This is a genomic window from Ornithinibacillus halophilus, assembly GCF_900129485.1.
GTDB classification, from domain to species: Bacteria; Bacillota; Bacilli; order Bacillales; family Amphibacillaceae; genus Ornithinibacillus; species Ornithinibacillus halophilus.
Window position 1 is genome coordinate 1 of record NZ_FQVW01000036.1, and the last position, 26,633, is coordinate 26,633.

22 protein-coding genes and 1 riboswitch are annotated in these 26,633 nt (G+C 36.2%); of the genes, 13 read left to right on the forward strand and 9 right to left on the reverse strand.

Features of this window, described 5'->3' with window-relative positions; translation table 11 throughout:
* Nucleotides 1-366 precede the first annotated feature (366 nt).
* The 4 genes from BUB12_RS12790 to BUB12_RS12805 form a co-directional block, all read right to left on the reverse strand.
* Nucleotides 367-1,716: a glucose-6-phosphate isomerase gene (locus tag BUB12_RS12790; RefSeq protein WP_072891317.1), complete on the reverse strand. Its 1,350-nt coding sequence runs from the start codon at nucleotides 1,714-1,716 to the stop codon at nucleotides 367-369.
* A 139-nt stretch (nucleotides 1,717-1,855) separates the two neighbouring features.
* Nucleotides 1,856-2,245: a S1 domain-containing post-transcriptional regulator GSP13 gene (gene yugI, locus BUB12_RS12795; protein WP_072891318.1), complete on the reverse strand. Its 390-nt coding sequence runs from the start codon at nucleotides 2,243-2,245 to the stop codon at nucleotides 1,856-1,858.
* A gap of 84 nt (nucleotides 2,246-2,329) precedes the next feature.
* Nucleotides 2,330-3,325 carry a potassium channel family protein gene (locus tag BUB12_RS12800; protein WP_072891319.1) on the reverse strand — a complete coding sequence of 332 codons (996 nt, stop codon included), beginning with the start codon at nucleotides 3,323-3,325 and terminating at the stop codon, nucleotides 2,330-2,332.
* 254 nt (nucleotides 3,326-3,579) lie between these two features.
* The gene (locus BUB12_RS12805) at nucleotides 3,580-4,128 is read right to left on the reverse strand and encodes a thioredoxin family protein (protein ID WP_072891320.1); all 549 of its coding nucleotides are present in this window, start codon (nucleotides 4,126-4,128) and stop codon (nucleotides 3,580-3,582) included.
* Between the two features lie 139 nt (nucleotides 4,129-4,267).
* Between BUB12_RS12805 and BUB12_RS12810 the strand changes: the two genes are divergently transcribed.
* The 3 genes from BUB12_RS12810 (at nucleotide 4,268) to BUB12_RS12820 (ending at nucleotide 11,393) form a co-directional block, all read left to right on the forward strand.
* Nucleotides 4,268-5,326, forward strand: a complete 1,059-nt coding sequence (locus BUB12_RS12810; protein ID WP_072891321.1) for a M20/M25/M40 family metallo-hydrolase — start codon at nucleotides 4,268-4,270, stop codon at nucleotides 5,324-5,326.
* A 544-nt stretch (nucleotides 5,327-5,870) separates the two neighbouring features.
* On the forward strand, nucleotides 5,871-10,277 hold the full coding sequence (locus BUB12_RS12815; RefSeq protein ID WP_072891341.1) for a S8 family serine peptidase: 4,407 nt from the start codon (nucleotides 5,871-5,873) through the stop codon (nucleotides 10,275-10,277).
* Between the two features lie 229 nt (nucleotides 10,278-10,506).
* A riboswitch (FMN riboswitch) is annotated at nucleotides 10,507-10,651 on the forward strand.
* 154 nt (nucleotides 10,652-10,805) lie between these two features.
* Nucleotides 10,806-11,393: an ECF transporter S component gene (locus BUB12_RS12820; protein WP_407668450.1), complete on the forward strand. Its 588-nt coding sequence runs from the start codon at nucleotides 10,806-10,808 to the stop codon at nucleotides 11,391-11,393.
* Nucleotides 11,394-11,658: 265 nt separating this feature from the next.
* Here BUB12_RS12820 and BUB12_RS12825 read toward each other — a convergent pair whose 3' ends face one another.
* Both BUB12_RS12825 and BUB12_RS12830 read right to left on the reverse strand, forming a co-directional pair.
* Nucleotides 11,659-12,045 carry a PaaI family thioesterase gene (locus tag BUB12_RS12825; protein WP_072891322.1) on the reverse strand — a complete coding sequence of 129 codons (387 nt, stop codon included), beginning with the start codon at nucleotides 12,043-12,045 and terminating at the stop codon, nucleotides 11,659-11,661.
* A gap of 12 nt (nucleotides 12,046-12,057) precedes the next feature.
* Entirely contained in the window at nucleotides 12,058-12,993 is a 936-nt protein-coding gene (locus BUB12_RS12830) for a 1,4-dihydroxy-2-naphthoate polyprenyltransferase (RefSeq protein ID WP_072891323.1), read from the reverse strand.
* A 210-nt stretch (nucleotides 12,994-13,203) separates the two neighbouring features.
* On the opposite strand from BUB12_RS12830, the gene BUB12_RS12835 reads away from it, so the two are divergent.
* From BUB12_RS12835 to BUB12_RS12855, 5 genes are all read left to right on the forward strand, one after another.
* The gene (locus BUB12_RS12835; protein WP_072891324.1) at nucleotides 13,204-14,580 is read left to right on the forward strand and encodes an isochorismate synthase; all 1,377 of its coding nucleotides are present in this window, start codon (nucleotides 13,204-13,206) and stop codon (nucleotides 14,578-14,580) included.
* A 2-nt stretch (nucleotides 14,581-14,582) separates the two neighbouring features.
* Nucleotides 14,583-16,325: a 2-succinyl-5-enolpyruvyl-6-hydroxy-3-cyclohexene-1-carboxylic-acid synthase gene (gene menD / locus BUB12_RS12840; RefSeq protein WP_072891325.1), complete on the forward strand. Its 1,743-nt coding sequence runs from the start codon at nucleotides 14,583-14,585 to the stop codon at nucleotides 16,323-16,325.
* Nucleotides 16,280-17,143, forward strand: coding sequence for a 2-succinyl-6-hydroxy-2,4-cyclohexadiene-1-carboxylate synthase (gene menH / locus BUB12_RS12845; protein ID WP_234982707.1), 864 nt, complete (start codon nucleotides 16,280-16,282; stop codon nucleotides 17,141-17,143). The genes menD and menH overlap by 46 nt, the downstream gene beginning before the upstream one ends.
* A gap of 20 nt (nucleotides 17,144-17,163) precedes the next feature.
* Nucleotides 17,164-17,982 carry a 1,4-dihydroxy-2-naphthoyl-CoA synthase gene (gene menB, locus BUB12_RS12850; RefSeq protein WP_072891326.1) on the forward strand — a complete coding sequence of 273 codons (819 nt, stop codon included), beginning with the start codon at nucleotides 17,164-17,166 and terminating at the stop codon, nucleotides 17,980-17,982.
* A gap of 78 nt (nucleotides 17,983-18,060) precedes the next feature.
* On the forward strand, nucleotides 18,061-19,506 hold the full coding sequence (locus BUB12_RS12855; RefSeq protein ID WP_072891327.1) for an o-succinylbenzoate--CoA ligase: 1,446 nt from the start codon (nucleotides 18,061-18,063) through the stop codon (nucleotides 19,504-19,506).
* A gap of 43 nt (nucleotides 19,507-19,549) precedes the next feature.
* On the opposite strand, the gene BUB12_RS12860 is transcribed toward BUB12_RS12855, so the two are convergent.
* From BUB12_RS12860 to BUB12_RS12870, 3 genes are read right to left on the reverse strand one after another with little or no spacing between them, the layout of a single operon-like run.
* On the reverse strand, nucleotides 19,550-20,560 hold the full coding sequence (locus tag BUB12_RS12860; RefSeq protein WP_072891328.1) for an NAD(P)/FAD-dependent oxidoreductase: 1,011 nt from the start codon (nucleotides 20,558-20,560) through the stop codon (nucleotides 19,550-19,552).
* Between the two features lie 19 nt (nucleotides 20,561-20,579).
* Complete coding sequence (locus BUB12_RS12865; protein WP_072891329.1) at nucleotides 20,580-21,602, reverse strand: FecCD family ABC transporter permease; 1,023 nt, start codon at nucleotides 21,600-21,602, stop codon at nucleotides 20,580-20,582.
* Nucleotides 21,602-22,615 (reverse strand): FecCD family ABC transporter permease, encoded by a 1,014-nt coding sequence (locus BUB12_RS12870; protein ID WP_072891330.1) that lies wholly within the window; start codon nucleotides 22,613-22,615, stop codon nucleotides 21,602-21,604. The genes BUB12_RS12865 and BUB12_RS12870 overlap by 1 nt, the downstream gene beginning before the upstream one ends.
* Nucleotides 22,616-22,769: 154 nt before the next feature.
* Between BUB12_RS12870 and BUB12_RS12875 the strand changes: the two genes are divergently transcribed.
* The 5 genes from BUB12_RS12875 to ytkD all read left to right on the forward strand — a co-directional run bounded on the left by BUB12_RS12875 (nucleotide 22,770) and on the right by ytkD (nucleotide 26,343).
* Entirely contained in the window at nucleotides 22,770-23,738 is a 969-nt protein-coding gene (locus tag BUB12_RS12875) for an iron-hydroxamate ABC transporter substrate-binding protein (protein ID WP_072891331.1), read from the forward strand.
* Nucleotides 23,739-23,882: 144 nt separating this feature from the next.
* The gene (locus BUB12_RS12880; protein WP_072891332.1) at nucleotides 23,883-24,689 is read left to right on the forward strand and encodes an ABC transporter ATP-binding protein; all 807 of its coding nucleotides are present in this window, start codon (nucleotides 23,883-23,885) and stop codon (nucleotides 24,687-24,689) included.
* 110 nt (nucleotides 24,690-24,799) lie between these two features.
* The gene (locus tag BUB12_RS12885; RefSeq protein ID WP_072891333.1) at nucleotides 24,800-25,120 is read left to right on the forward strand and encodes a hydrolase; all 321 of its coding nucleotides are present in this window, start codon (nucleotides 24,800-24,802) and stop codon (nucleotides 25,118-25,120) included.
* Nucleotides 25,121-25,281: 161 nt separating this feature from the next.
* On the forward strand, nucleotides 25,282-25,863 hold the full coding sequence (locus tag BUB12_RS12890; RefSeq protein ID WP_072891334.1) for a hypothetical protein: 582 nt from the start codon (nucleotides 25,282-25,284) through the stop codon (nucleotides 25,861-25,863).
* Nucleotides 25,864-25,878: 15 nt separating this feature from the next.
* Nucleotides 25,879-26,343, forward strand: a complete 465-nt coding sequence (gene ytkD / locus BUB12_RS12895; RefSeq protein ID WP_072891335.1) for an RNA deprotection pyrophosphohydrolase — start codon at nucleotides 25,879-25,881, stop codon at nucleotides 26,341-26,343.
* Nucleotides 26,344-26,633: the final 290 nt, after the last annotated feature.

Sequence of the window (26,633 nt, forward strand, 5' to 3'; positions counted from 1 at the left end):
GGAGAGCTAAGCTCGAGGAGGCTCACCAGCCGCCCGCGGAAAGCGAAGTGTATTTCTGAAGCGGCAGAGATTACACTACATTTACATTTCATAAAAAATCTAAATCTTGAATATAGTTCGGATTTTACTTTAACTAAAACACTTTTGTCTCAGAATCCGAACCCCTGCATACTACACTGCATATAGAATTGTCGGACTCATTTTTTTATTATCACTTTGTTTTTCAGTGTCCTCACGATAGCACGAGGAGGCTCACCAGCCGCCCACGGAAAGCGAAGTATATTTCCGTAGCGATGATTTTTACCAAACATAACATTGTTCGGGTTTGTGCTTTATTAGAATACTTTTGTCCCAGCCACTTTCCCATTATTTTAAGCGTTTTTCCAATTCTTCTTTTTCTTTTTCAAAGCCTGGTTTTCCAAGTAGTGCAAACATATTTTTCTTGTAAGCTTCCACACCTGGTTGGTCAAATGGATTCACTCCAAGGATATACCCGCTTAATGCACATGCTTTTTCAAAGAAATAAACCATATAACCAAATGTATAAGCATCCAGCTTAGGAAGTTCAATAATTAAGTTTGGCACATTTCCATCAGTATGTGCTAATAAAGTCCCTTGATATGCCTTATCATTTATTTCGTGAATCTTCTTACCAGCTAAGTAATTTAAACCATCAGAATTGCCTTCATCAGCCTCTAATGTCATCTCTGATTTTGGAGTATTCACATGTAGAACCGTTTCAAATAGGTCACGTCGACCATCTTGGACATATTGCCCTAATGAATGAAGGTCCGTCGTAAAATTAGCCGAAGCTGGGAAAATTCCCTTTTGATCTTTTCCTTCACTTTCTCCATAAAGTTGTTTCCACCATTCAGAGAAATATTGAAGGTGTGGTTCATAGTTAACAAGCATTTCAATTGTTTTCCCTTTATTGTAAAGAACATTTCGAATAGCCGCGTATTGATAAGCAGGGTTGGAAGTAAGTGATGGATCATCTAAATCGTCGACAGCTTGTGCTGCTCCTTGCATCATGTCATCAATTGAAACGCCACTAACAGCAATCGGTAGTAATCCAACAGCAGTCAAGACAGAGAAACGACCACCAACATCATCAGGGATTACAAATGATTCGTAACCTTCTTCATCAGCAACTGACTTTAATGCACCTCTTGCTTTATCTGTTGTTGCGTAAATACGCTTTCTTGCTTCTTCTTTTCCATATTTGTCTTCCAAGTACTTTTTGAAAATACGAAATGCAATTGCAGGTTCTGTTGTTGTTCCACTTTTTGAAATAATATTAATGGAAACATCCTTACCTTCTAATACATCGAACAACTCATTCATATAAGTAGAACTCATATGATGTCCAACAAAAATGATTTGTGGAACTTTTCGTTGTTCTTTAGATAAAATGTTTTGGAAAGAATGGTTTAGCATTTCTAAGGCAGCTTTAGCACCTAAATAAGACCCGCCTATACCAATTACTAATAAAATATCAGAGTCATTTTGGATCTTTTCTGCTGACTTTTTAATACGACTGTATTCTTCTTTGTCATAGTTTTTTGGTAAGTCCATCCATCCTAGAAAATCATTCCCTGCTCCGGTTTTATTATGTAGTGCTTCATGTGCAATTTGTACAAACCCTTGCATATTATCTAATTCTTCTTGTTTAAAAAAGGATAATGCATTGTCATATGTAAATTGAATATGCGTCATTTTTATTCCTCCTATTTGAACAGCGTAACTGACATGAACTTAGCTTTAAATCAAGATAGTTCTGTATGTATTTTGTGACAGAAATGAAAAAGCATTCCATTCTTTTATACTTTTTAAGTATTGAATGGAATGCAGTTGATTAATTTTTAAACGTTCCTTCACGACTCTCGGATTGTTCAATCCATTCTTCTAATTTTTCTTTTAACGTGTTAAATCCAGCTCCACTATCATTCTGTGGTTGTTGAACTTGTTTTTTTGGTTGAGCCTTAGGACGTTTTTTTGGTGGCTCTTCTGTTGCACGAATTGAAAGTGAAACTTTATTGTTTTCTTCATCAACACTTAAAACTTTTACATTTACTTCATCGCCAACTGTTAAATGCTCATTAATATCTTTTACATATCCGTGAGTAACTTCAGATATATGAACTAAACCTTGAACATCATCATTAAGTGCAACAAATGCACCGTATGGTTGAATTCCAGTTACTTTTCCTTGAATAATTTGACCAACTTCAATCTTATCTGCCATGCTGAACAACTCCTATACCTTTTCGATTCTTTTCACACAATAAACTATTATACCATACAATTGTATATTCGGCAAAAACTTCTCCTACCATTCGGTTATTGTGATGAGTATATCATTTTTCTTTAACTGAAAATCTGCAGGTGGATTCATTTTCCATTCTTTATCTCGAATAATACCAATCAGGAGTTTTTCCTCTTCTTTTAATTGACATAACGCTGATATAAATGATTTGTTCTCTAATTCGCTGGAAATGGTTATTTGCTGAAATTGTTGGTTGGCTAACTGATGGATGACGGTTTCAAAAGGCATGGAATGTGTTTTAAAAACTTCATGGTAAAGCAAGTGACTCATGAAATCATTCGGACGTAAAATCGTTGTTGCTCCAGCTCGTAATGCGTTGTCGATTTGTTTCGTTGTAAGGATCTCTGCAATGATTGGTATGTCTTTATTATTTCCACGAATTGCGACCGTGGATAGGATGGTAAAATGGTCTGCTTGTTTCTCATTTTGTGAAGAATCAGCAGTAATTATTACTTTTTGTGCCATCTTTATATTTGCTTTTATTAAAGTGGCATCATCTGTCGCATCCCCTTGAACAAAATGGATAGGATAATGTTGATAAGACATCCGAGACAATGTTTGGTCGATCAATATAATATCAATTTCAGGATGACTTTTCGTTAATAATTCAATAAGTAGACGAGTTTTTTCATTCCAACCAATAAAAATAATGTGTTTCTTTCCATTATATGTCACTTTTCCCTCCGATAAATCTCGTTCGTGTTTTACTGTGGCTGCAGCAAAAATGGAAATATAAAACGTAATCAGCCCGCCACCTGTTAAAATAAGGAGAATAGCTATCATTCTACCTGTTGTACTTAATGGAACATAATCCCCATAGCCAACTGTTGAACCTGTAACAAAAGCCCACCAAATCCCATCAAAGATTGTTGGGAATTCATTTGGTTCAACAAAGTGGATGATTAAGCCAAATAAACTCATAACGAGGAGAATCGTTAAAATTAAGCGAGCTAATACAGGCATACGAAAGTAAATATGTTTAAATAATTCGATATTCATCGTCTCACCTTAATCAGGATAGATGCTATTTAATTAGTATGTGCAAGTAGAACCTTCTTTACTACAAGGAACGTAAGATGGGAAATCTAGGTGTTTCAGGGGATGATTCCTATTCCATAATTCGTGTGAAGAGGGCGAGAAGTTTTCGTATGTTAATGAAGTTTTATTTCCTCTATTGAGCTGTTTTGCGATGAAAATCATATGAAGAAAGGGCAATAGTGGAAACATGACCACTAAAGCCCTAACACTCAAATTTATGATAATCGCTGTTTCAAACTTTCATAAACAGTATTCCAAAAATCTTCATTTTCACGGAAGGATTTTGTAATAAATGTAATCATCTCACGGAATTTTTCTTTGTAGTCCTCTGTGTCTTCTGATGGGAGTTTTGCTTTTGCATCATCAAAGAATTGTTGGATTTTTTCAGCACGTGGCCCCCATTTCGCAACTTCATTTCCTTGTTCATCGATAAAAATAAAAATAGGGATTGATCGTGATTTTCCATTGGTTAAGTATTGATCCATTAACTCTAAGTTTTGATCACGCAATAGCATACGAACTTTCATATCGGTTTTTTCAGCCAAACGAAGTAAGATTGGAATATTCAACATAGCATCGCCACACCAGTCCTCTGTTAAAACGATTACGCGTAGGTTTTGTTCCTTTACTTTTGTGTAGAACTCATCATCTTCTGGTGCAGTAAAATGATCATAAATATGTAGTAAATTATCCTTGTTTTTCTCCATTGATTCAATATACGTATCGGTTGACATTGCTTTATTATACCAATTGTTCAAGTCCATATTTATACGCTCCTTTTATTGTTTCATTACTTGTATTGTATCCATTAGTTACTTTTCAGTAAATAAAAGTGCTCTTATAAGAGATTTTTGCTATGATAAAACTATCGTAAAAATAATATACATATTGAGGAGTGTCTACATGGAACAAGCTAATAGGGATTTTTTATTAGAGCTACTACAAACACCATCTCCTTCCAGCATGGAAATGACCATCCAAAAGAAATGGATGAACTATGTAAAAGAGTTTGCTGATGAAATAAAAACAGATAATGCAGGGAATGTAATTGGGGTTTTAAATCCTGAATCACCATTTAAAGTATTATTAGCAGGTCACTGTGATGAGATTGCATTAGTTATTAATCGTATTGATGAAAATGGCTTCTTGCATTTTGATAAAATGGGTGGGATTAATCCTAAAGCAGCTGTAGGTATGAAAACAACTGTTTTAGGTTATAAAAAAGAAATCACAGGTGTTATAGGTGTAAACGCACAACATCATGGAGGTTTAAAGGATAAGTTTGATTTAGAGGACCTATTTATTGATTGTGGATTTAAATCAAAAGAAGAAGCAGAGGAATTTGTTCAAATCGGTGATTTAGTTGTTTATAAAACAGAACCAGAGATATTAATGGATCGTTACATTTCTGGACGAGGCTTAGACAATCGGACTGGTGCTTTTATTGTTGCAGAAGTCCTCAGACGATTAAAAGATAGAGGCTGTACAGTTGGGGTCTATGCTGCAAGTACAGTTAATGAAGAAACCAATATGGGCGGGGCGTATTTTGCTGCTGCTGGTATCGAACCGACGATGGCAATTGCATGTGATGTGACTTTTTCAACGGACTATCCAGGGGTTAATAAGAATAAACATGGAGATATACGGTTAGAAAATGGACCAGTGTTAGCAAAGGGTGCTCCAATTAATATAAAGATAAACAAGCTATTAGAGAAAACAGCTCGTAGTTTAAAGATGGATGTTCAATATGAACTAACGCCAAGGATGACTGGAACAGATGCCGACAAAATGAGATTAACAGGGAAAGGTGTACCTGTATCATTAGTTTCTTTACCACTTCGATATATGCATTCGCCAGTTGAAACAGCAAGCTTAACAGATATTGATGAAGAAATTGAATTGTTAGTAACGATGATAAGTAATCTAACAGGTGAAGAATCATTAAATCCATTAGAAGACTAGTACAGGACGATAGTCGTTAGTAATACCAATAAGAATTAAGATGATAGTCCTTTAAATTTGTAAATTTCAAGAATTACTCTCATACGAAACTCACAATCAATATTAAAAATATGAATTTATCAATGAAAAAATTGCTTCTTTTCCACATAGAGAAGCAATTTTTTTTCATGTTTTAGGAAAGTTTGAACTAAGCAAATCGTCCTAAAGATTTAAAATCCTAACACAGTGCATGTTCAACTATCTAAAGGATAAACCAACATCGGCAGATTACAGACTAATTACCCTTATTAGATTTTATATTGACGGTACTTTTTAATTAATTTAGAATATTCAAATTTAATTCGACTTATTCCGACAATATCTTTGACTTTTGTCTACTATAGTTAAAGTAACAACAAGATCAACTATTAACGAGGAGGTGTAAAGGTTATTATTGTTGGGTTCATTAGCATGAGCCACTGTTGTTGTAATAAAACTATGGGGAGGAACTATTGTGAGGAGAAAAAGACAAGTAAAGATCTTTAGTCTATTTGCTAGCCTTTTAATGATTTTTTCATTGATTACACCAGGATTTGTTGGTGCAGAATCAATAGGGAAAATTAGTACATCACTTCATGATTCTAAGAAACTAGCAGAATCAAAGGTTAGCAATAATCTGCAAAGTCAATTTGATAAAAATGACAAAGTCACATTCCTAATCAAATTCAATGAAAAGACAGATGTATTTAAAGTGGCTCAGAATGCTAAAAGTACAGCTCAAAAATCTAGTTTATCTGGAGTAAATACTGAATTTGTACAGCGTTCTGCGGTTATATCTGAATTAAAAGCAACAGCAGTTCAATCTCAACAGAGAGTTAAAGACTTTTTAGAGAAACAAGAAATGGAAGGTAAAGCTGAAAATATTCGTTCTTTCCATATCGTAAATGGAATGGCTGTAACAGCAACTAAAGAGGTTGCAGAAAAGATTGCTAGTTTTGCAGAAGTAGAAAAAATTCTTCCGAACGAAAAGCGTCAATTAATCTCTGAAGTTGATACAGCTGTAGAAGCTCCAAAAAATGATACTCAAAATATCGAATGGAACGTTGAGCGTGTTGGTGCTCCAGCCGTTTGGGATATGGGTATTGATGGTCAAGGTGTTGTAGTGGCTAACATTGATACAGGTGTTCAATGGGATCACCCAGCATTAATGGAAAAATATGCTGGCTATGATGCAGCAACAGGGGAAGTTGACCACACGTATAGCTTCTTTGATCCAGTTAATGGAGAGACTGAACCATATGATATCGATGGTCATGGTACACATACTATGGGTACGATGGTAGGTAGTGAAGAAGATGGGTCTAACCAAGTTGGTGTAGCTCCTGGTGCAAAATGGATTGCTGTTCAAGCATTTACAGCTGATGGCGCATATGATGCTGATTTATTAGCTGCTGCTGAATGGTTACTAGCTCCAGGTGGCGATGTAACTAAAGCTCCAGACGTTGTTAATAACTCTTGGGGTGGAGGAGCAGGACTTGATGAGTGGTATCGTGATGCTGTTATCGCATGGCGTGCTGCAGGTATTTTCCCAGCATTTGCTGCAGGTAATACAACATTATTTAACCCTGGTGGACCGGGTTCTGTAGCAGCACCATCTAACTATCCTGAATCATTTGCTGTTGGTGCAACAGATAGTAGTGACAATAAAGCTAGTTTCTCACTAGAGGGTCCATCCCCTTATGATGAAATAAAGCCTGATGTTTCTGCTCCAGGTGTTGCAGTACGCTCTTCCGTTCCTGGAAACGGATATGCATCTAATAGTGGTACATCAATGGCGGCTCCAGCTGTCGCAGGGGTAGTAGCGTTAATTGAATCAGCTAATTCAAATCTAGATATAGATGAAATTGAAGATCTGCTAATGAATACAGCAGATTCAGAAGCAGGTACGGATGCATCATTCCCTGAATCACCAAACCATGGGTATGGTTATGGTATCGTTGATGCATTTGCTGCAGTATCTTCTGTAGTTTCTGGTCTTGGAACTATTGAAGGTCACGTAACAATGGAAGGGGAAGATAGTGAAGCACCTGTTTATGAACATACAGCACCAGCTGAAACTTATGAAGGGATGAATTTAGATTTATCCGTTGAAGTAAGTGACGATATTAGTGTAACGTCAGTTGAGCTACATTATGGTGATCAAGTAATTGAAGCAGATCAAGTATCTGGAGATTACTTATCTGGAGAATATGTAGCAACTGTACCTGGTGAATACATCACTGGTGACTCATTTACGTATCAGTGGGTTATTAATGACTTTGGTAATAATGAAGTTACAAGTGACCAATATGAAGTAACTGTTAACCCTGGTATCACAGTCGGGTATGAAGAAGATTTTGAATCAAACCCAATAGGATGGTACACATATGGAGATAGTAGTAGCTGGGAGTGGGGCGAACCTACAACTGGTCCTGGTGAAGCAGCTTCAGGTGACAAAGTATATGCAACTAGTGTTGACGGTCAATACAACAATAACGAAAATTCAATGTTAGTTATGCCTCCTATTGATTTGCCAGAAGGGGAAAGTTATTTACAGTTTAATAACTGGTATAACATTGAAAACAACTGGGATTATGGCTATGTAATGATTTCAACTGATCAAGAAGATTGGGTGGAATTAGAAACGTATACAAATGTATCCGATGGTTGGGAACAAACTGAATTAGACCTTTCTGAATATAGTGGTGAGCGTGTATACATCGGGTTTAATTTTGATAGTGATGGTAGTGTTCAACGTGACGGTTGGTATATTGATGATGTTTCCTTAGCTGATACATCTTTAAACTTAGAAGAACCTTCTATTAAAGGAAACTTAGGAATCGTTAATAATGATCCAACAGTAGATAAATCTAAACAAGAAAAAGTTGAACCAGCTAATCGAGCTTTACCATCTAAGGAATTACCAGAACAAGTAGAAGCATCTTATAACCCTAATGCACTTCCTTTAGATGCTCAAATTACAGTTCTTGAATCTGGACGCACAGCAAATACGAATCCACAGGATGGATCTTATTCATTATTACATTCTGCAGGTACATTTACAGTTGTAGCTGAAGCATACGGATTCTATTCTGCAGAACAAACTGTAAACCTTGAAGCAGATGGAACTGCACAAGCTAATTTCAATTTAGAAGAATTACCACAAGCTACGGTTAGTGGTACAGTAACAAGTGCTAATTCTGGAAATCCGGTTGAAGGTGCAACACTTCTATTAGTAGAAGATGCAAATATTGCTCCTGTTGAAACTGATGAAAATGGAAACTATTCTTTAACTGGATATGAAGGAACATATACGTTAAAAGTAATTGCAAGAGATTTCCATTCAGAAGAAATAGAAGTAACACTAGACTCTAACCAAACACTAGATATTGAGTTAGAACCATTCTTTACGGTACCTGGTGGAGAAATTGGATATGATGATGGTACGGCAGAAAACGCTCGTGCTTACTATGATGCTGGAAACAAATGGGCTGTGAAAATGTCCTTACCAGAAGGCAACGAATCAGCAGTCGTAACTGATGGTGTATTCCAGTTCCATGGTACAGATTGGCCATCTCCAGGTGATACTCCATTTGCAGTCGAAGTTTGGTCTGCAGGTGAAGATGGGTTACCAGGCGAACTACTAGCTGGACCTGTTGAGGCAGATGCGATTCGTGATTTAAACGAATGGACAGTAGTTGATTTACGTGAACATAGCATCCAGGTAGAGGGCGACTTCTTCATGGTTTATGTTCAAACTGGTGCAAATCCAAATGTACCTGGTCTAGCAACTGATGAAGATGGTACTAATGCTGAACGTAGTTATCAATCTGTAGGTGGAGAATGGTCTGCTACACCAACAGCTGAAGGGAACTACATGATCCGTGCACGTGTTGCATATGGTGTGGATAACCCAGAAATTACTTCACCTGAAGATGGATTAATTACTAATGAGTCAAATGTAACAATCGAAGGTAATGCTTCTCCAACGACAACTTTAAGCCTTGCTAATAATGGGGAGGAAGTTGAGTCAGTAGAAATTGACGAAAGTGGAGAATTTGCTATTGATGTTGAGCTTTCAGAAGGTGAAAATGAATTCACTGCAACTTCATTTGTTAATGGTGAAGAGGCAACTAGTTCTGAAACTGTAAAAGTAACTCTAGATACTGAAGCGCCAGAATTAACTATTGATGCTCCAGTTGATGGTGATTTAACAAATCGTGAGACAGTAACTGTTGAAGGAACTGTTTTTGATGAACACCTTAATAATGTATTAGTGAATGGTCAAGAAGCAGACGTAGCAGAGGATGGTACTTATTCGAAGCGTATTCTACTTGACGAAGGTGAAAATGTAATTGAAGTTGTAGCAGGGGATGGTGCAGGTAATACGTCTAGTGAGCAAGTTGTAATTGAGGTAGATTTCACAGCACCTGTAATTGAAAACTTAAATCCTACAGAGGATAAAACAATCAATGCGGGTGAAACGGTATTAATTGAATTTGATAGTGAAGCAGACTTAAATGCTACATTTACAATTCACATGCCGCTAACTAATCTTGTTGCTAACGATCCTGTTGCCTTACCATTAAATAATGCAACAGAACTTCCAATGATGGAAATGACAGATGGACACTATGTTGGATACTGGACAGCTCCAAGCAATGTAATTGCTGATGGTGCTAGAATTGAAGTGAAAGTTGTTGATGACTTTGGAAATGAGACTCGTCAACTAGCTGATGCTCTTCTATTTGTAAATGTAGAAGAGGAAGAAGAGGAAGAAGATGATGGTCACCCTGGAAAAGGGAAAGGACCTGGCAAAGGAAAGGGGCCTGGAAATGGCAAAGGCCCTGGAAATGGTAAGGGACCTGGAAATGGTAAAGGCCCTTGGAATGGTAAGGGACCAGGGAATGGAAATGTTCCATGGAAATGGTAAGACTGACACTTTACCTGTGATAGTGAAGTGACTGTAAGGAGCTTGGATTTTAATCCAGGCTCCTTTTTAAATAACATCAATTTGTCGATGAACACTATAGTTACACCTTACATAACTTAATTGGAGCAGAATATTTTGTATATTTTTATAAAGTAATTATTTTTTTGAGCAAAACCCTTTTCAATAGTTTCTAAGGTATGTATAATAATAATTGACAAGAGAATATCGATTCCATCTTCGGGGCAGGGTGCAATTCCCGACCGACGGTAAGGAACTAGCGTTCTAAGTCCGTGACCCGCTTTGTTTTCGACTAAGCGGCTGATCTGGTGAAAGTCCAGAACCGACAGTTACAGTCTGGATGGGAGAAGATGTCGAGCTGAAAATTGGTGTATTTACACCTTTATTTCCTGTGGATTACTATACCCTAAAGCCCCGATTAGGCGCTTTAGGGTATTTATGTTTAAAAGCAGGAATAGGCTCATCCTTCACGACGAGATGTGAATCGATAAAATGTGAAGGAGGAGATCGATGATGCAAAGAAGCATGCAATCATCAAAATTATTAAAACTTATTATTTTATCTTTATTAGGGACTATTTCACTTCTGTTATTCTTTTTGAATTTCCCACTCCCATTACTACCTGATTATTTAAAGGTTGATTTTAGTGATGTCCCTGCTATTATGGCATCCCTAATCTTTTCACCACTTGCAGGTGTAGTCGTTGTAGCAATTAAAAATGTACTGTACTTGGCAATTGGTGGTGGAGAACCTGTCGGTGTTACAGCAAACTTCCTAGCAGGGGTATTATTCGCTGTACCAATTGGAATCATCTACCATAAGTTTAAAAGTGTGAAAAGTATTGTATCGGGATTAATAACTGGAACAATAATCATGGCTCTTGGAATGGGTGTGTTTAATTACTTCGTTCTTTTACCAGCATATTCTTTAGTGATGGGGATGGAGGAAATGGCTATTCCTAGCGTTAAGTGGTGGACTGTTTTAGGTGCGATACTTCCATTTAATGTTATTAAGGGAATTATCATAGGAATACTGTTCGTCCCGCTGTTTATAAAAATGCGTCGTTGGATCGAATTACAACAAGCAAAGTTTATATAAAAAATTGATTAAAAAAGTAGCAGGTTGATTCTAAGGAATTAGCCTGCTACTTTTTTCATTAACAGAACTTTACTAAAGGTTCTCGATGCCCGAAGGAAGAGAAAAGTAGGAGCTATGGTAATCGAGAGAGGCTCTCGGTGCCCGAAGGAAGAAAAAAGCCGAGGCTAAGGTAATCGAGAGAGGTACACTTATCTACACAAAAAAACCAAACTAACTAATTCAGAAAAAGAATTAAATGTAGTTTGGATTTTTTCATGATATAAAGCTATTTCTTCTTAGGTACAACACCGATTGTACATCTTGAAATACATAATAATTGCGCGTTTTCATCTGTAATTTTAATATCCCAGACCATGGTTGTTTTTCCAATATGAAACGGAGTCGCTTTTGCTGTAACTGTTCCTTCACGTTTGCTCTTAATGTGGTTAGCGTTAATTTCGATGCCAAATACATTATAATGTTCTAAATCGACCTGTAAACTTGCTCCAATACTAGCAGCTGATTCAGCTAATGCTACATTCGCACCACCATGTAAAAAACCAAATGGTTGATGTGTTCTGTTGTCTACAGGCATTGACATAACTACTAAGTTTTTATCTAGAGAAACTACTTCTATTCCTAATGCTTCCATTAGGGTGTTATCAAAATTCATACCAATTACCTCCTATAAAAGACTATTAATTAATAATGACAATCCAAGCAATAGTCCATAGATGGTATTTGTTTTTCCTGTTGCCTTCATTGCTGGCATCATTTCAAGTGGCTCAGTTTTTCCAACAAAATTTTTAACAACTTTTAAAGCCAATGGGATAGCAATAAATGTAATGGCTGACCATGCTGGAAGAATATCTAATAAGATATAAATCAATGTTAATAGGAAGGTAACTATGAAAAATAGTGCTAAGACTCCAACTGCATTCTTTCTTCCTACTAAAATTGCTAGTGTTTTTCTACCACCTTTTTTGTCGCCATCTAAATCTCGGATATTATTAGAGAGCATGATGCTACCAATAAGAATAGCGATAGGGATAGAAATAAGTATCACATTATTTGTAACGGTTCCCGTTTGGATAAAATAACTTATCCCGATTATGACTGTTCCCATGAAGAATCCTGACATGAGTTCTCCAAATGGTGTTGTTGAAATTGGGAGTGGTCCTCCAGTATATAAATAACCAAATAGCATACATACCAAGCCAACTACTGCAATCCACCAACTTGATTCAATACAGATATAAATACCTAAAATTAATGAGATTGCATAAAATACTAAAGCAAGATTTAAGACCGTTTTGGGCTTAATTCCATCTCTAACAATTGTGCCGCCAATACCGACGGATTCCTCTGAATCTAGCCCTCTAACGTAGTCATAGTATTCGTTAAACATATTCGTTGCAGATTGAATTAGGATGGAGGCAATAAGCATCGCTAAAAATAATGGCATACTGATTGAATCCTCATTTAATGCAACCATTGTACCAACGAATACAGGTACAAACGAGGCTGTTAGTGTATGGGGACGTAATAAGCGCCACCAAACTTGAAAACCATCTTTTTCATTTAATGCTTGTCTAACTTTTGACTGATCTGTAGTATCCATTTTTCTTTTCCCCTTTAGTCGGTGTATATCATATTAAGTTTAGGCAAATAGACAAGACGTGTCAATTCTCTTTTCATCTTAACAAAAAGTTATCAAGTGGCCTTTCCTTGAGAAACAATGGAAAACAGACTAAAATAGAAATATATTTGCAAAATTATATCAAACCATATAAACATAGAAATTATAGGGCAAGATGTTGGAGGAAATAAAATGCTTGAATTAAAAGAGGAGCAGTTAGAATCAATCTTAGAAAAAGGTATTAAGCAAGCAAAGAATATACAATTAGTTAGTGTAACTAAGAAAATACCAACCAATGATCCGGTATCCATATTCAATGCTGCTAAGATAATGAAAAAACAACGCTCCTATTGGAGGAGTGCTGAAGATAACTTTACTGTGGTTGGAGTCGGTTCAGCCTTTGAAATAAAAACAAACAAAAATACTTATCAGGAAACAGATAAACAATGGAATTCAATTTTAAGAGATGCAATTATTCATAATCCTTTTAAAAATGAAGGAACTGGTTTGGTTGCAATTGGTGGAATGTCCTTTGATTCTAAAAAAGAGAAAACAGCACTATGGAATAATTTCGACGATAGTCAATTTGTCATCCCTGAATTTGTTTATGTACAGAATAATGTAGAGGCATATTTAACAATTAATGTGCGTGTTAATGGAACCGAGGATGTCACTAATTTATCGAGAGAAATACAACTACAAGAAGATCAATTATTAACTGAGACTGTCACTGCTTTTAAAACTAATGCCATTGTTAGTAAAACAGAGGTAGAGCCACAACAATGGAAGAAAACAGTTCAGCTTGCAACGGAGGAAATGAAGAAGTCAGATGTTGCAAAGATTGTTCTAGCGCGTGAATTAAGAGTTAAATTATCAAAAGAGGCTCATATAGAATCAATTATTCAAGATCTAGTCAATCAACAACCAAATAGTTATGTATTTGCTTTTGAATATGGAGAAGATTGTTTTATAGGAGCAACACCAGAGAGGTTAGTTAAAAAAGAAAAAAGTCAACTACTATCAACATGTTTAGCTGGTACGGCGCCGAGAGGTAAAGATGTTGTTGAAGATGAAAAAATAAGAAAAGGTTTATTAAATGATAAAAAGAATCGTGAGGAGCATGATTTTGTCGTTCAAATGATAAGAAAAGCGATTACTCCTTTTGCTCGTGATATAGCGATTCCGGATGCGCCTGTAGTTTTACAATTAAAAAACATGCATCATTTATATACACCTGTTACTGGGATTATAAAAGAAAATAGTAGCCTTTTTGATATCGTAGAAAAACTGCATCCTACTCCTGCTTTAGGAGGGACTCCAAAGGAAGAAGCACTGTCATTTATAAGGGAACATGAACTGCTTGACAGGGGATGGTACGGAGCGCCTATTGGTTGGTTGGACAGTAATGAAAATGGAGAATTTGCTGTAGCAATTCGTTCTGGTTTAATCCAAAAGGATGAGGCTTCATTATTTGCTGGCTGTGGAGTTGTGGCAGATTCTAATCCTGAGGCAGAGTACGAAGAAACGAATATTAAGTTTACACCAATGTTGTCCGTACTAGGAGGATAAGGATGAATTATAGAGAAGATTTAACTCGGTATGTTTCGAATTTTGTGGACGAGCTTGCTGTGAGTGGACTAACCGATGTTGTTATTTCACCCGGATCAAGGTCAACTCCACTAGCAATGACTTTTAGCGAACATGAAAAAATAAAAGAATGGGTTATATTAGATGAGCGATCTGCAGCATTTTTCGGGTTGGGGTTAGCAAAACAAACAAATCGTCCTGTGGCAATACTTTGTTCTTCAGGAACAGCTGCAGCTAATTACTTTCCTGCTATAGTAGAAGCATTTCATAGTCGAGTGCCTCTCATCGTTTTAACAGCTGATCGACCTCATGAACTAAGGGATGTTGGAGCTCCTCAAGCGATTGATCAAATTAAATTATATGGAGACTACGTGAAATGGTTCCATGAGATGGCTCTACCTGAAAGTACGGAAACCATGCTGAATTATGTACGGAGTAAAGCAGCCAGAGCTATCAATGTTGCAATGGAAGGAAATTCAGGTCCTGTTCATTTAAACTTTCCATTCAGAGAACCACTCGTTCCTGATTTTTCGTTGGAAAATCTATGGGGGAATCAAACAAGTACGAATTATTTTCAAATTGATGGATACAAAAAAATACCTGATAGTAATGTGAAGCAATTAGTTCAGCTTCTACAGTCTAAACAAAAAGGGTTAATCGTTTGTGGGCCACAAATAGATCCTGATTTAGGAGAGGCTGTTACGTTACTTGCCAAGCAATGGGGAATTCCTGTTTTATCTGATCCATTGTCACAGGTGCGCTCTGGTGAACATAATAAGGACAATATTATTGAAGGATATGATGCCTTTCTACGACACGAAGATATACGGCATTATCTTCAATATGATTATCTGATTCGATTTGGGGCAATGCCAGTTTCTAAGGCGTATCTTTTTTACGTTCAGGAAAATCAACAAGCCCTTCATTTTGTGGTGGAAGAAAATAGTGGATATCGTGAACCTACGAATCACCAAACTGAGTTTATTTTTGCAGATTCGATACAATTATGCTCTGATTTACTTGAAGCTAATGTTACAGTAGAGACCGATCCAAATTGGCTAGAAGATTGGTGTCATATGAATCATATAACGAAAAAAATTCTTTCCAATACCCAAAAAGAGCAATCACTAACTGAAGGTGAAGCAGTACGTACTTTATTAAATGTATTACCACATGAAAGTAGTTTGTACGTTGGAAATAGTATGGCGGTGCGAGATGTTGATACCTTCTTTATGGGAACCGAACGAAAAATAAACGTATTAGCAAATCGTGGAGCGAATGGAATTGACGGAATGATATCAAGTGGAGTAGGGGCAGCGGTCTCTGGAAAGCCTGTTACGTTACTGCTAGGTGATTTGTCATTTTATCATGACATGAATGGTTTATTGGCTGCTAAACATTACAACATCGATCTAACGATATTGCTAATTAATAATAATGGTGGGGGAATTTTTTCCTTCCTTCCACAAGCCAAGGAAGAAAAGCATTTTGAATCCTTGTTCGGCACGCCAGTAGACATCGATTTTAAGCATGCAGTAAACATGTATGGAGGATCTTATCATTCGGCTAGTAAGGAAGAAGAGCTGCATAATGTATTAAAAGAAAGCTATCAGGAAAAAGGATTATCCGTTATTGAGGTGAAAACCGATCGTTCAGAAAATGTTACTTGGCATCGGGATTTATGGACACAAATCCAAGAAGAAATTATAAATACGGTGATGAAATGAATTGTGAAATAAATGGGACAAACTACTGGTATGAAGTGAACGGAACTGGAGACCCGGTTGTGATGCTACATGGATTTACTGGTAGTACTAAAACTTGGTCTGATTTTATCACCAAGTGGAGTGACTGTTTTCAAATTATAGCCATAGACTTGCCAGGCCATGGTAAAACAAGTGGTTCTATACCAAAAACAATGGAAGAGTGCTGCAATGATTTATCGATTCTATTTAAAAAGCTCAGCATTGATAAATTTCATTTAGTAGGGTATTCTATGGGAGGTCGTACAGCGCTCTCATTTACGATGCTGTACCCAAATATGGTTCAATCACTAATCCTTGAGAGTGCTTCCCCAGGTTTAGAAATAGAATCAGAACAAAAGGATAGAATTAGAAGAGATGAAAAACTGGCTCAAAAAATAGAGCGAGAAGGAATAAAATCCTTTGTTGATTTTTGGGAGAACATTCCTTTGTTTGAGACTCAAAAGCGTTTACCTACCCACATCCAACAACAAATTAGAGATGAGCGATTAAGCCAATCGGAAAAAGGATTAGCTACATCCTTGAGGTTTATGGGAACGGGTAGTCAGCCTAGTTGGTGGGATAAATTATCGAATTTATCAACAAAAGTTCTACTCCTAGCTGGAGATTTGGATACAAAGTTTGTTACTATAAATACTAGAATGAATAGAGAACTTCCTAATAGTGAATTAAGGACTGTAAAAAAGGCAGGACATGCAATTCATGTGGAACAATCTGAAATGTTTGGTAAAATAGTAACGGAGTTTATTTTAGGTAGTGAAATAGAGTCCGTAAATACATAATGTACTACAAGGAGGAAATTATGACAGTTCAATGGGAAAAAGTTAGAGAATATGAAGAAATAATTTATGAAAAATATAATGGAATTGCGAAGGTTACTATTAATCGTCCTGAAAAAAGAAATGCCTTTACTCCATTAACGGTAAATGAAATGATTGATGCTTTTGCTGATGCTCGTGATGACTCTAGTGTTGGGGTTATTGTACTTGCTGGTGCAGGAGATAAAGCATTCTGTTCTGGTGGGGACCAATCAGTCCGTGGACATGGTGGCTACGTAGGTAGTGACCAAGTACCTCGCTTAAATGTATTAGATTTACAACGTTTAATCCGTACGATTCCAAAACCAGTAATTGCGATGGTTTCAGGTTATGCTATTGGTGGCGGTCATGTATTACATGTTGTCTGTGACTTAACTATTGCTGCTGATAATGCTATCTTTGGCCAAACTGGACCAAAAGTTGGAAGTTTTGATGCCGGTTATGGTGCTGGACTACTTGCACGTATGGTAGGACATAAACGTGCTCGTGAAATTTGGTTCTTATGCCGTCAATATAATGCAGATGAAGCATATGAAATGGGACTAGTTAATACTGTTGTTCCTCTTGAAAAATTGGAAGAAGAAACAGTTCAGTGGTGTGAAGAAATTTTAGAGAAATCACCGACAGCTCTTCGCTTCTTAAAAGCTTCCTTTAATGCTGATACTGATGGTCTTGCGGGTCTTCAACAAATGGGGGGAGACGCAACACTTCTATATTACACTACTGATGAAGCAAAAGAAGGTAGAGATGCATTTAAAGAGAAGAGAAAACCTGACTTTGATCAGTTCCCTCGCTTCCCATAAAATTTATAAAGTAACCGGATAATCCCTTTGCTACTTGCTAGCAAAGGTTTTTTCCTTTCAAGAAAGGGGACATGCATTATGACTGTTATTCCACATTGGCTTAACAAACAAGCAAATTTAATACCTCACCACACAGCAATAGAACATGAAGATGGTACTGTGATTACTTTTCGTTCACTTCAAGAAAAGAGTCAGTCTTTTGCAAAAAAATTAACAAATGTTGGGGTGAAAAAAGGAGATCACGTTGGATTATTATCTACTAATGAATTAAAATTGGTGATTGCTATCCATGCTCTAAGTTATATAGGCGCTGTTGGTGTGTTATTAAATACTCGATTAACACCAGATGAATTGCAATATCAAGTTGATGATGCCAATATATCTTTAATAGTTACTAATGACGGACTTTTACCAAAAGCACGTAAGTTAACCCTCCAAAAGCTAGAAACATTTCTATCCGTTCTTGAATACGAAGAACAATTCGTAACCCTCCAAGAGGAACTGCAATTGGATGAGGTTTTTACTATCATGTATACATCAGGTACTACAGGCTTTCCAAAAGGAGTTACTCATACTTATGGGAATCATTGGTGGAGTGCAATCGGTTCTGTGTTAAATCTTGGATTAGATAAGAAAGATAAATGGCTCGCTACATTACCTATATTCCATATCGGTGGTTTTTCAATTTATATAAAGAGTGTTATCTATGGCATGAGTGTATATTTAATGGAACAATTTGATACTCAAAAGGTGCACGAAGCGATAATGGAAAAAGGGATTACGATTGCTTCTGTTGTAACTGTTATGGTTCAGCGGTTATTGGAATTAGTCGATGAAGATGGTTATCCTAGTGATTTTCGTTGTATGTTATTGGGTGGTGGACCTGCTCCTAAGCCTTTATTGGAAAAGGCAAAAGAAAAAAATGTACCTGTTTTTCAATCCTATGGTTTGACAGAAACTACCTCACAAATAGCAACATTAAGTGCTACAGATGCATTAAATAAAATAGGTTCAGCAGGAAAACCTTTATTACCAGCACAATTGAAAATTAATCAACCTGATAGCGATCAAGTAGGAGAAATTTATGTAAAAGGACCAATGGTAACTACTTCTTATTTCAATAAAGTTGAAGACACTAAGGAAAAAATTCAAGATGGATGGTTAGCAACTGGAGACTTAGGGTACCTAGATGGTGAAGGCTTTTTATATGTTGTTGATAGGAGAAAAGATCTTATTATCTCAGGAGGAGAAAATATATATCCTTCAGAAATAGAAAGTATCCTTTCAGGCATGGAACAAATAAAAGAGGTTGGCGTAACTGGGATAGAGAATGAAACCTGGGGACAGACCCCAATAGCAGTTATTGTTCCTAAAGCAACTATTACAAAAGACGAGATCCTAGCCTATGCAAAGGAACGACTTGCAGGATATAAGGTTCCAAAGGAAATTTATTTTGTAGAGAGTCTACCTAGAAATGCTTCTAATAAGCTTGTTAGAAGTGAATTAATTAACTATATTAAATAAATGATAAAAGCTGACTGAAACTTATGTCCCAGTCAGCTTTTTGTCATTCTTTAATCAATGGTTCGTAGTTAGTGGAATAGATATTTTTAAGTTCATGGTCAGGTGTAATATGTAACTTCGCATTATTAACTGCAATGGGGCCTTCATTAAAACCTCCAGCTATAAGTTGTAGTTTACTAGCGTAATTCGCAATATCACCAACAGCGAATACTCCATCTATTGATGTAGACATGTTGTGGTCGACCTCAATAGCCCCGTCACGCATTTGCATTCCCCAATCAGCAATAGGTCCTAAATCGATTACAAAACCATGGCTAACGATAAGGTTATCAGCAGGTAATTCCTTAATTTTTCCTCCATTAGTTTCTTGTACTACAACACTTGTTAACTGCTTATTAGCTCCATTTAGTTTAACAAGTTCGTACGGATTCAAAATTTGGACATTGGAATTTTTCATTTTTGTAATATTGCTTTCGATTCCTTTGAAATCTTCTTTCCTGTACACCAAAGTGACACTATCAGCAATGGACTCTAGTTCATTTGCCCAATCAATTGCTGAATTTCCACCACCTGAAATTATCACATGTTTTCCTTTATAACTATTTAACTTATGTATATGGTAATGCAGGCTTTTTCCCTCATATACTTCCGCGTTCTCTAAGTTAAGTTTTACAGATTGGAGAGTACCAAATCCAGTTGCCAATATAACAGTTTTGGTATGGTGTATGTCTCCACCACTACTGGTTAATAGAAACGTTCCATCAGGAAGTTTTTCTAGTCCTGTAATTCTCTGCTCCAACACAATTGTAGGATTGAAAGTTTTAGCTTGCTTGATTAAATCTTCGGTAAACTTTTCCCCAGTGATGTGGGGAATACCACCAACATCACGTATAATTTTTTCAGGGTAGAAATACGGTACCTTTCCACCTAAAAAAGGAAGGAATTCAATGATTTTTGTTTTCATCTCACGCATACCACTATAGAATGCAGTAAAAAGGCCGATGGGACCACCGCCTATAATTGTTATGTCATATAGTTCAATATTTTTGTCCATGTATGAGGCCTCCCTAAATCTATTTAGTCTTCATTAGTAAATAAACGAAATATGGTGCACTAATAATTGAAACAATAATTCCTACTGGGATTTCTGTGGGTGCTAAGATATTTTTACCTATTGTATCTGCACCTATTAGTAGTACAGCACCTATTAGTGCAGAAATGGGAATAATATATTGATGTAGTGGTCCTATTAGCTTTCTAGTAATATGAGGTACTACCAAACCTAGGAATGCTATGGCTCCTCCTGCTGCAACGGATGCCCCTGCAAGTGCAACTGCAATAAGTAATAGGTTTCTTCTTTCTTTTTCCACAGCCGATCCTAACCCAGAAGCAACATCATCTCCCATTCTTAGGACGTTTAGCGTTGATGCTTTATGAAGCGCAATTGGGATTAATAGTACAAGCCAAGGAAGTAAAGCAAGTACAAAATTCCAATTAGCACTCCAAATGTCTCCTGTAAGCCAAACTGTCGCTTGTCTATAATTTTGTGGATCCATTTTTAATTGAAAAATAACTAACAAAGCACTGAATCCGGCGTTTATCCCGATCCCGACTAATATGAGTCGAATACTGTCTACACCTTTTTTCCATGCTAAAGCATATATGATTATTGCAGCCGTAAGTGCACCAATTAGTGCAAATAATGGCATGACAAAAGTAGAAAGTAACCCAGACACTGGGAATGTATCTTGGAAGAAATATATAAATAAAACTACTGCAAGCCCAGCTCCGGTATTAATTCCTAGAATACCAGGGTCTGCAAGTTCATTTTGTGTAATGCCCTGAAGAATAGCTCCTGATACTGCTAAACCGGCACCAATTAATAAAGCCAATAGTATTCCTGGTAATCGAAAATCAAAAAGGACAAGTTCTTGCATTTGTGTACCTTGCTGAAAAATTGTTCTTATTACATCAAATGGTGATAGCTTAATAATTCCAATACTTAAACTTAAAAAGATTGTTCCTATCAATAATAAAACTAATAAAATAAAAATGCTGTAAAATTTTCTTCTTTTTCTCTCCTCATTATAATTCATTATTTTGTACCTCCACTCTTACGTGCTAAGTAAAGAAAGAATGGAACACCGATAATAGAAGTTATAGCACCAACAGGAGTTTCGAATGGTGCATTTACCATTCTAGAAGCAACATCGGATAATACAAGAAGTAGTGCACCAAATATTGCTGATGATGGGATAATCCAACGGTAATCTGTTCCCATTACAAACCGAGCTATATGTGGAACTATTAGCCCAACGAAACCTACAGCACCTGCTATCGAAACAGCTGCTCCTGTTAAGATAAGAACAGCAAGTATACTGAGAAACTTGATGAGAAAATTATTTTGCCCTAATCCTGTAGCAACATCATCACCGAGGCTAAGTGTAGTAATTGACTTAGAAATTGATAAAGCTAAAATCAGACCTACTAAACCTGAAATTAGTAATATGTATACTGCATCCCAATCAGTTCCTGAAAGTCCACCTGCAAGCCAAAATCCCATTTCTTTTTCAAGCTGGAAATGTAAGGAAATCATGGATGAAATTGATCGAAGCATGGTACCAATAGCAACCCCTGCAAGTGCTAATTTTACAGGTGTAAGTCCACCAGTTGAAAGGGTACCAATAACAAATACTATAACTACAGCAATTCCTGCTCCTATAAAAGAAGCTATTGTTGAACCAGCCCCAGTTACTGTAGGGGAAAATGCTAAAGCAATTACTAAAGCAAATGCCGCCCCATCAGTTACCCCCATGATGGAAGGAGAAGCAAGAGGATTTCTCGTCATTCCTTGCATTAATGCCCCAGATACAGCTAGGAAAGCTCCTACTAATGCAGCTGAAATTGCTCTTGGAAGTCTATGTTCTTGAATTACTAAGTGTTGTGTTATAGTTGAATCGAAATTGAAAAGTGCTTGCCAAACCGTTTTAATCTCAATATCAACCGCACCAAAAGATATTGAGAAACCAATAGCTACTACTATCAAAATAAATGCAATAACGTTTATGAGAGTTTTTAATTTTCTTGAGTGGATAATTGTACTTAACATAATGACTCCTATTTCTAATAAGTAATAAAATGTGATATAAATGCTAATGAGTTTTAATAAGTTCATGTATACTAAAAAGAAATTGACTTTCTAATTGAAAATGATTATCATTACCGTATATGTTAAATAATTATAACATATAGGAGGAATACATATGAGTAAAATAGTAAGAAATTCTGTATTATTAACCATGTTAACTGTAATAGTACTTTTTATTTCTGCATGTGGTAATGAAGACACTCCTGAAAATAATGATACACAAAATAATGGTGATAATAATACTAGCCCAGAAGAAGTTACTCTCGAATCAGAAATGGGGAAAGTCACTATTCCAACTACTTCTGAAAGAGTGTTGGCACCATATCATGAAGATGCATTATTAGCTTTAGGAGTTACTCCAGTTGCAAAATGGGCTATTGGTCAAATGGTACAAGATTATCTGGAAAAAGATTTAAGTGATGTACCAAAGATTGAATGGAATATGCCAATGGAACAGGTACTAAGTCATGAGCCTGATTTAATTATCTTAGAGAATGGCTTGGATAGCTATGAAGGAACATATGATGATTATAACAAAATAGCTGACACTTATGTAATGACAGCAGAGACCACAGCAAATTGGAAAAAACAGATAGAAGTCTTTGGGAAATTGTTGGGTAAGGAAGATGAAGCAGAAAAAGTTTTATCTGATTATGATGAGAAAGTAGCAGATGCTAAAAAACAAATTTTAGAAGCTCTTGGAGACGAAACTGTAGCTGCAATATGGGTTGCAGGAGATCAGTTCTATATCTTTGAAGAAAATCGACATAGTGCAGAAGTCTTTTATTCCGAATTAGGTATGAACGTTCCTGAATTAGTAAAAAATTTAGGTGAAGCAGATGTACAGTGGAATCCAATTTCCATTGAAAAGCTATCCGAACTCGATGCGGATCATGTTTTCTTATTGGCGTTGGAAGGGGAACAAGGATTAGAAACATTAGAAAATAGTTCTGTGTGGAAAAGCACCCCTGCATTTAAAAATGACAACATTTATATTTTAAATGACCCAAGTAATTGGACTAATAAGGGAATAATTGCTTCAAAGAAAACGATTGATGACATTCTATCTGTTATTGTTGAGTAAAAAAACCTTCCCTAATGAAAACGATTATCATTGACCAAATGATAAAAAGGAAATAAACTAGAGATAGTTATTTCGTGTGGAGATTAACATATGTATATGTAAATATGTGTTTTTTGAAGTACGATGTAGGGGGAGAGATTTCCAATGCAAACATTAACGGCGAAGGATTTAACTCTAGGCTACGGGGAATCCATTATTATTGATGAATTGAATATAACCATACCAAAAGGTGAAATAACTGTTTTAATTGGAGGGAATGGCTGTGGTAAGTCAACACTACTGCGTTCCTTAGCAAGATTGATGAAACCTAAGTCTGGGGAAGTTATCTTGAATGGTGAAGAAATTGCAAAAATGCCAACGAAGGAAGTTGCCCAAAAGCTTGCAATTCTACCACAGAGTCCAACAACTCCTGAAGGATTGACGGTTAAAGAACTAGTAAAGCAGGGTAGACATCCTTATCGTGGTTTCCTAAAGCAGTGGTCAAAAGAGGACGAAGAAGCTGTTAATCATGCTTTAGAGGTTACAAACATTTCTGACTTACAGGATAGATCAGTCGATTCTCTTTCTGGTGGCCAAAGGCAAAGAGCATGGATAGCGATGACACTCGCTCAAGATACTGACTTAATACTCTTAGATGAACCAACAACTTATTTAGATTTAACGCATCAAATCGAAGTGTTAGATTTATTATTTGAACTAAATGAAAAAGAAGGCCGTACTATTGTTATGGTATTGCATGATATAAATTTAGCTTGTCGATATGCACACCACATTGTTTCTATAAAAGACAAAAAGGTATTTGCACAAGGCAAGCCTGAAGAAATTATCACTTGTAAGTTAGTCCAAGAAGTTTTCCAAATGAAATGTGATGTTATGTACGATCCAATGTTTGGAACACCTATGTGTATTCCACATGGAAGAGGACGTTGCATTTTCGCTAATCGAGTTTAATTTAAATTTCCAAGAATGTCTTGAGAAGAGGCATTCTTTTTTATTGATCTTACAGTTTTTATACATGCTTCTTAGACTTAGTGCCAAACTAAGTTTGGAGGTGTTTTTTTATGGAAAAGAAAAAATACTATGTTAACCTTGCCTCATTGGAAATTTCACAAATTAAATATGATAATAATGATTCCTACATTATTCACGCTACAGATGAAGAAGTTGCAGATTTAAGGAATATAATGAATCATATGGATAGCGCACTTACAAGAACTTTTTTCAGAGCACATGTCCCGATAATGCCATACCATAAAGATGCATCAAACGATGATTATGATCAAGGATTAACAGAAGCCTTTCAAATGATTCATGATTTAGGTGATAATTCGACAAAAGAATTCATTGAAAGTATTGTCATATTAGGAGACAATCATATGTAATACCATCTAGGAATAAGATGCAAGAATCTTATTCCATTTTTTTAGAAAGGGCTATTTCCGAACTTTGGGTATAACGAATAATTATGAACTTCTTCTATGTTTAGAGTGATGTAGAAAGTGGGAATAGTTATACTAAAGAAGAAATAATGAGGGGGCTATTTATGCGTCGTTTGATTGCAGGTTTAATTTGTACAAGTGTTCTAGGAATTGTTATTATTTTATTTACTTCACTAGATAGCTCTGTCCTAAGCAATGAAAAACACCCTTCTGTAAACGCTGAGGAGAAAAAACTTCCGTCAATAGTAGATAAAGAGATTATACATAACACATCCACTGTAGACACACAACTAGAAACTACTCCTTCACATGACACTATTGTTGAATTAACAACCCAATTTATGAATTTGATTGTTCAAGATTTATATGAAGATTATCAAGTTGTCCATTATGATTCAAAGGACGAGTTACTAGAAGAATTTGAAAAGATTGCTTCTAAAGAAGTAGCAAAACCGTTCGTTGATTTTTATTTCAAAGAAAAAAATGGTAATCTATATATTGTCCCAACTGAAACTCCGGCATGGTTTGTTAAAGATAAAGACTACGACATGAAACAAATAGAAGATGGTCAAGTCAAGATTAATCAATTTAATGAATCGGAGTTCTTTGGTGATTATACGATTGAATTAACATTCACGTATACAAATAAAGGTTGGAAAATAACAAATATCACATATCCAAATTAAAGGTAGCTGGACAACATGTATAAATTTAAAGATTATTATCATAACGAAGTAAAGTTCTCATTTAATGATCATCCATTTTCACAACAACCCAAGCATGTCTGGGTTATCTGTCAATACAAAAATCAATGGTTATTAACGAAGCATAAAGAAAGAGGATTGGAATTTCCGGGTGGAAAAGTAGAAGTAGGGGAAACAGCAGAAGATGCAGCAATTAGAGAAGTGAAAGAAGAAACAGGTGGAATTGTGGATTCAATTCGATATGTTGGACAATACCATGTTGCTGGAAAAAGTGATGAGGTTATTAAAAATGTATATTTTGCAAAGATACAAGAGATTGAGTATCAACAGCATTATTTTGAAACAGAAGGACCAGTATTATTAGAAGAAATACCAGGGAATGTAAAAGAGCATCATGCATATAGTTTTATCATGAAAGATGACGTCTTAACTCATTCCATGAAGAAATTACTAAACAAATAAGAATGAGGCTAAAGAGGGTAGAAAGTGTAGAGAGTTAAAGTTCGACAAAAAATGTTTCAATAAACTCCGTCGCTACAGAAATACACTTCGCTTTCCGTGGGCGGCTGGTGAGCCTCCTCGAGCCACATGCTCGTCGCGTTAGTTGTTCAGAGAAGTATTGCTCCTCGCAACTCGTAGCTTACTCGGCAGAAGATATGCTCGTTGCTCTCCGGGGTCTCACCGATGCCTTTGTTCCCACAGGAGTCTACGTGTATTTCTTTCGCTGGTTGACTAACTAATTTTATCTCTAC

What these genes read in the sequence shown, in the direction of transcription:
- BUB12_RS12790 (WP_072891317.1), bottom strand. Translation starts at nt 1,716, where the DNA reads ATGACGCATATTCAATTTACATATGACAATGCATTATCCTTTTTTAAA.
- yugI (WP_072891318.1), bottom strand. Translation starts at nt 2,245, where the DNA reads ATGGCAGATAAGATTGAAGTTGGTCAAATTATTCAAGGAAAAGTAACT.
- BUB12_RS12800 (WP_072891319.1), bottom strand. Translation starts at nt 3,325, where the DNA reads ATGAATATCGAATTATTTAAACATATTTACTTTCGTATGCCTGTATTA.
- BUB12_RS12805 (WP_072891320.1), bottom strand. Translation starts at nt 4,128, where the DNA reads ATGGACTTGAACAATTGGTATAATAAAGCAATGTCAACCGATACGTAT.
- BUB12_RS12810 (WP_072891321.1), top strand. Translation starts at nt 4,268, where the DNA reads ATGGAACAAGCTAATAGGGATTTTTTATTAGAGCTACTACAAACACCA.
- BUB12_RS12815 (WP_072891341.1), top strand. Translation starts at nt 5,871, where the DNA reads ATGATTTTTTCATTGATTACACCAGGATTTGTTGGTGCAGAATCAATA.
- BUB12_RS12820 (WP_407668450.1), top strand. Translation starts at nt 10,806, where the DNA reads ATGATGCAAAGAAGCATGCAATCATCAAAATTATTAAAACTTATTATT.
- BUB12_RS12825 (WP_072891322.1), bottom strand. Translation starts at nt 12,045, where the DNA reads ATGAATTTTGATAACACCCTAATGGAAGCATTAGGAATAGAAGTAGTT.
- BUB12_RS12830 (WP_072891323.1), bottom strand. Translation starts at nt 12,993, where the DNA reads ATGGATACTACAGATCAGTCAAAAGTTAGACAAGCATTAAATGAAAAA.
- BUB12_RS12835 (WP_072891324.1), top strand. Translation starts at nt 13,204, where the DNA reads ATGCTTGAATTAAAAGAGGAGCAGTTAGAATCAATCTTAGAAAAAGGT.
- menD (WP_072891325.1), top strand. Translation starts at nt 14,583, where the DNA reads ATGAATTATAGAGAAGATTTAACTCGGTATGTTTCGAATTTTGTGGAC.
- menH (WP_234982707.1), top strand. Translation starts at nt 16,280, where the DNA reads ATGGACACAAATCCAAGAAGAAATTATAAATACGGTGATGAAATGAAT.
- menB (WP_072891326.1), top strand. Translation starts at nt 17,164, where the DNA reads ATGACAGTTCAATGGGAAAAAGTTAGAGAATATGAAGAAATAATTTAT.
- BUB12_RS12855 (WP_072891327.1), top strand. Translation starts at nt 18,061, where the DNA reads ATGACTGTTATTCCACATTGGCTTAACAAACAAGCAAATTTAATACCT.
- BUB12_RS12860 (WP_072891328.1), bottom strand. Translation starts at nt 20,560, where the DNA reads ATGGACAAAAATATTGAACTATATGACATAACAATTATAGGCGGTGGT.
- BUB12_RS12865 (WP_072891329.1), bottom strand. Translation starts at nt 21,602, where the DNA reads ATGAATTATAATGAGGAGAGAAAAAGAAGAAAATTTTACAGCATTTTT.
- BUB12_RS12870 (WP_072891330.1), bottom strand. Translation starts at nt 22,615, where the DNA reads ATGTTAAGTACAATTATCCACTCAAGAAAATTAAAAACTCTCATAAAC.
- BUB12_RS12875 (WP_072891331.1), top strand. Translation starts at nt 22,770, where the DNA reads ATGAGTAAAATAGTAAGAAATTCTGTATTATTAACCATGTTAACTGTA.
- BUB12_RS12880 (WP_072891332.1), top strand. Translation starts at nt 23,883, where the DNA reads ATGCAAACATTAACGGCGAAGGATTTAACTCTAGGCTACGGGGAATCC.
- BUB12_RS12885 (WP_072891333.1), top strand. Translation starts at nt 24,800, where the DNA reads ATGGAAAAGAAAAAATACTATGTTAACCTTGCCTCATTGGAAATTTCA.
- BUB12_RS12890 (WP_072891334.1), top strand. Translation starts at nt 25,282, where the DNA reads ATGCGTCGTTTGATTGCAGGTTTAATTTGTACAAGTGTTCTAGGAATT.
- ytkD (WP_072891335.1), top strand. Translation starts at nt 25,879, where the DNA reads ATGTATAAATTTAAAGATTATTATCATAACGAAGTAAAGTTCTCATTT.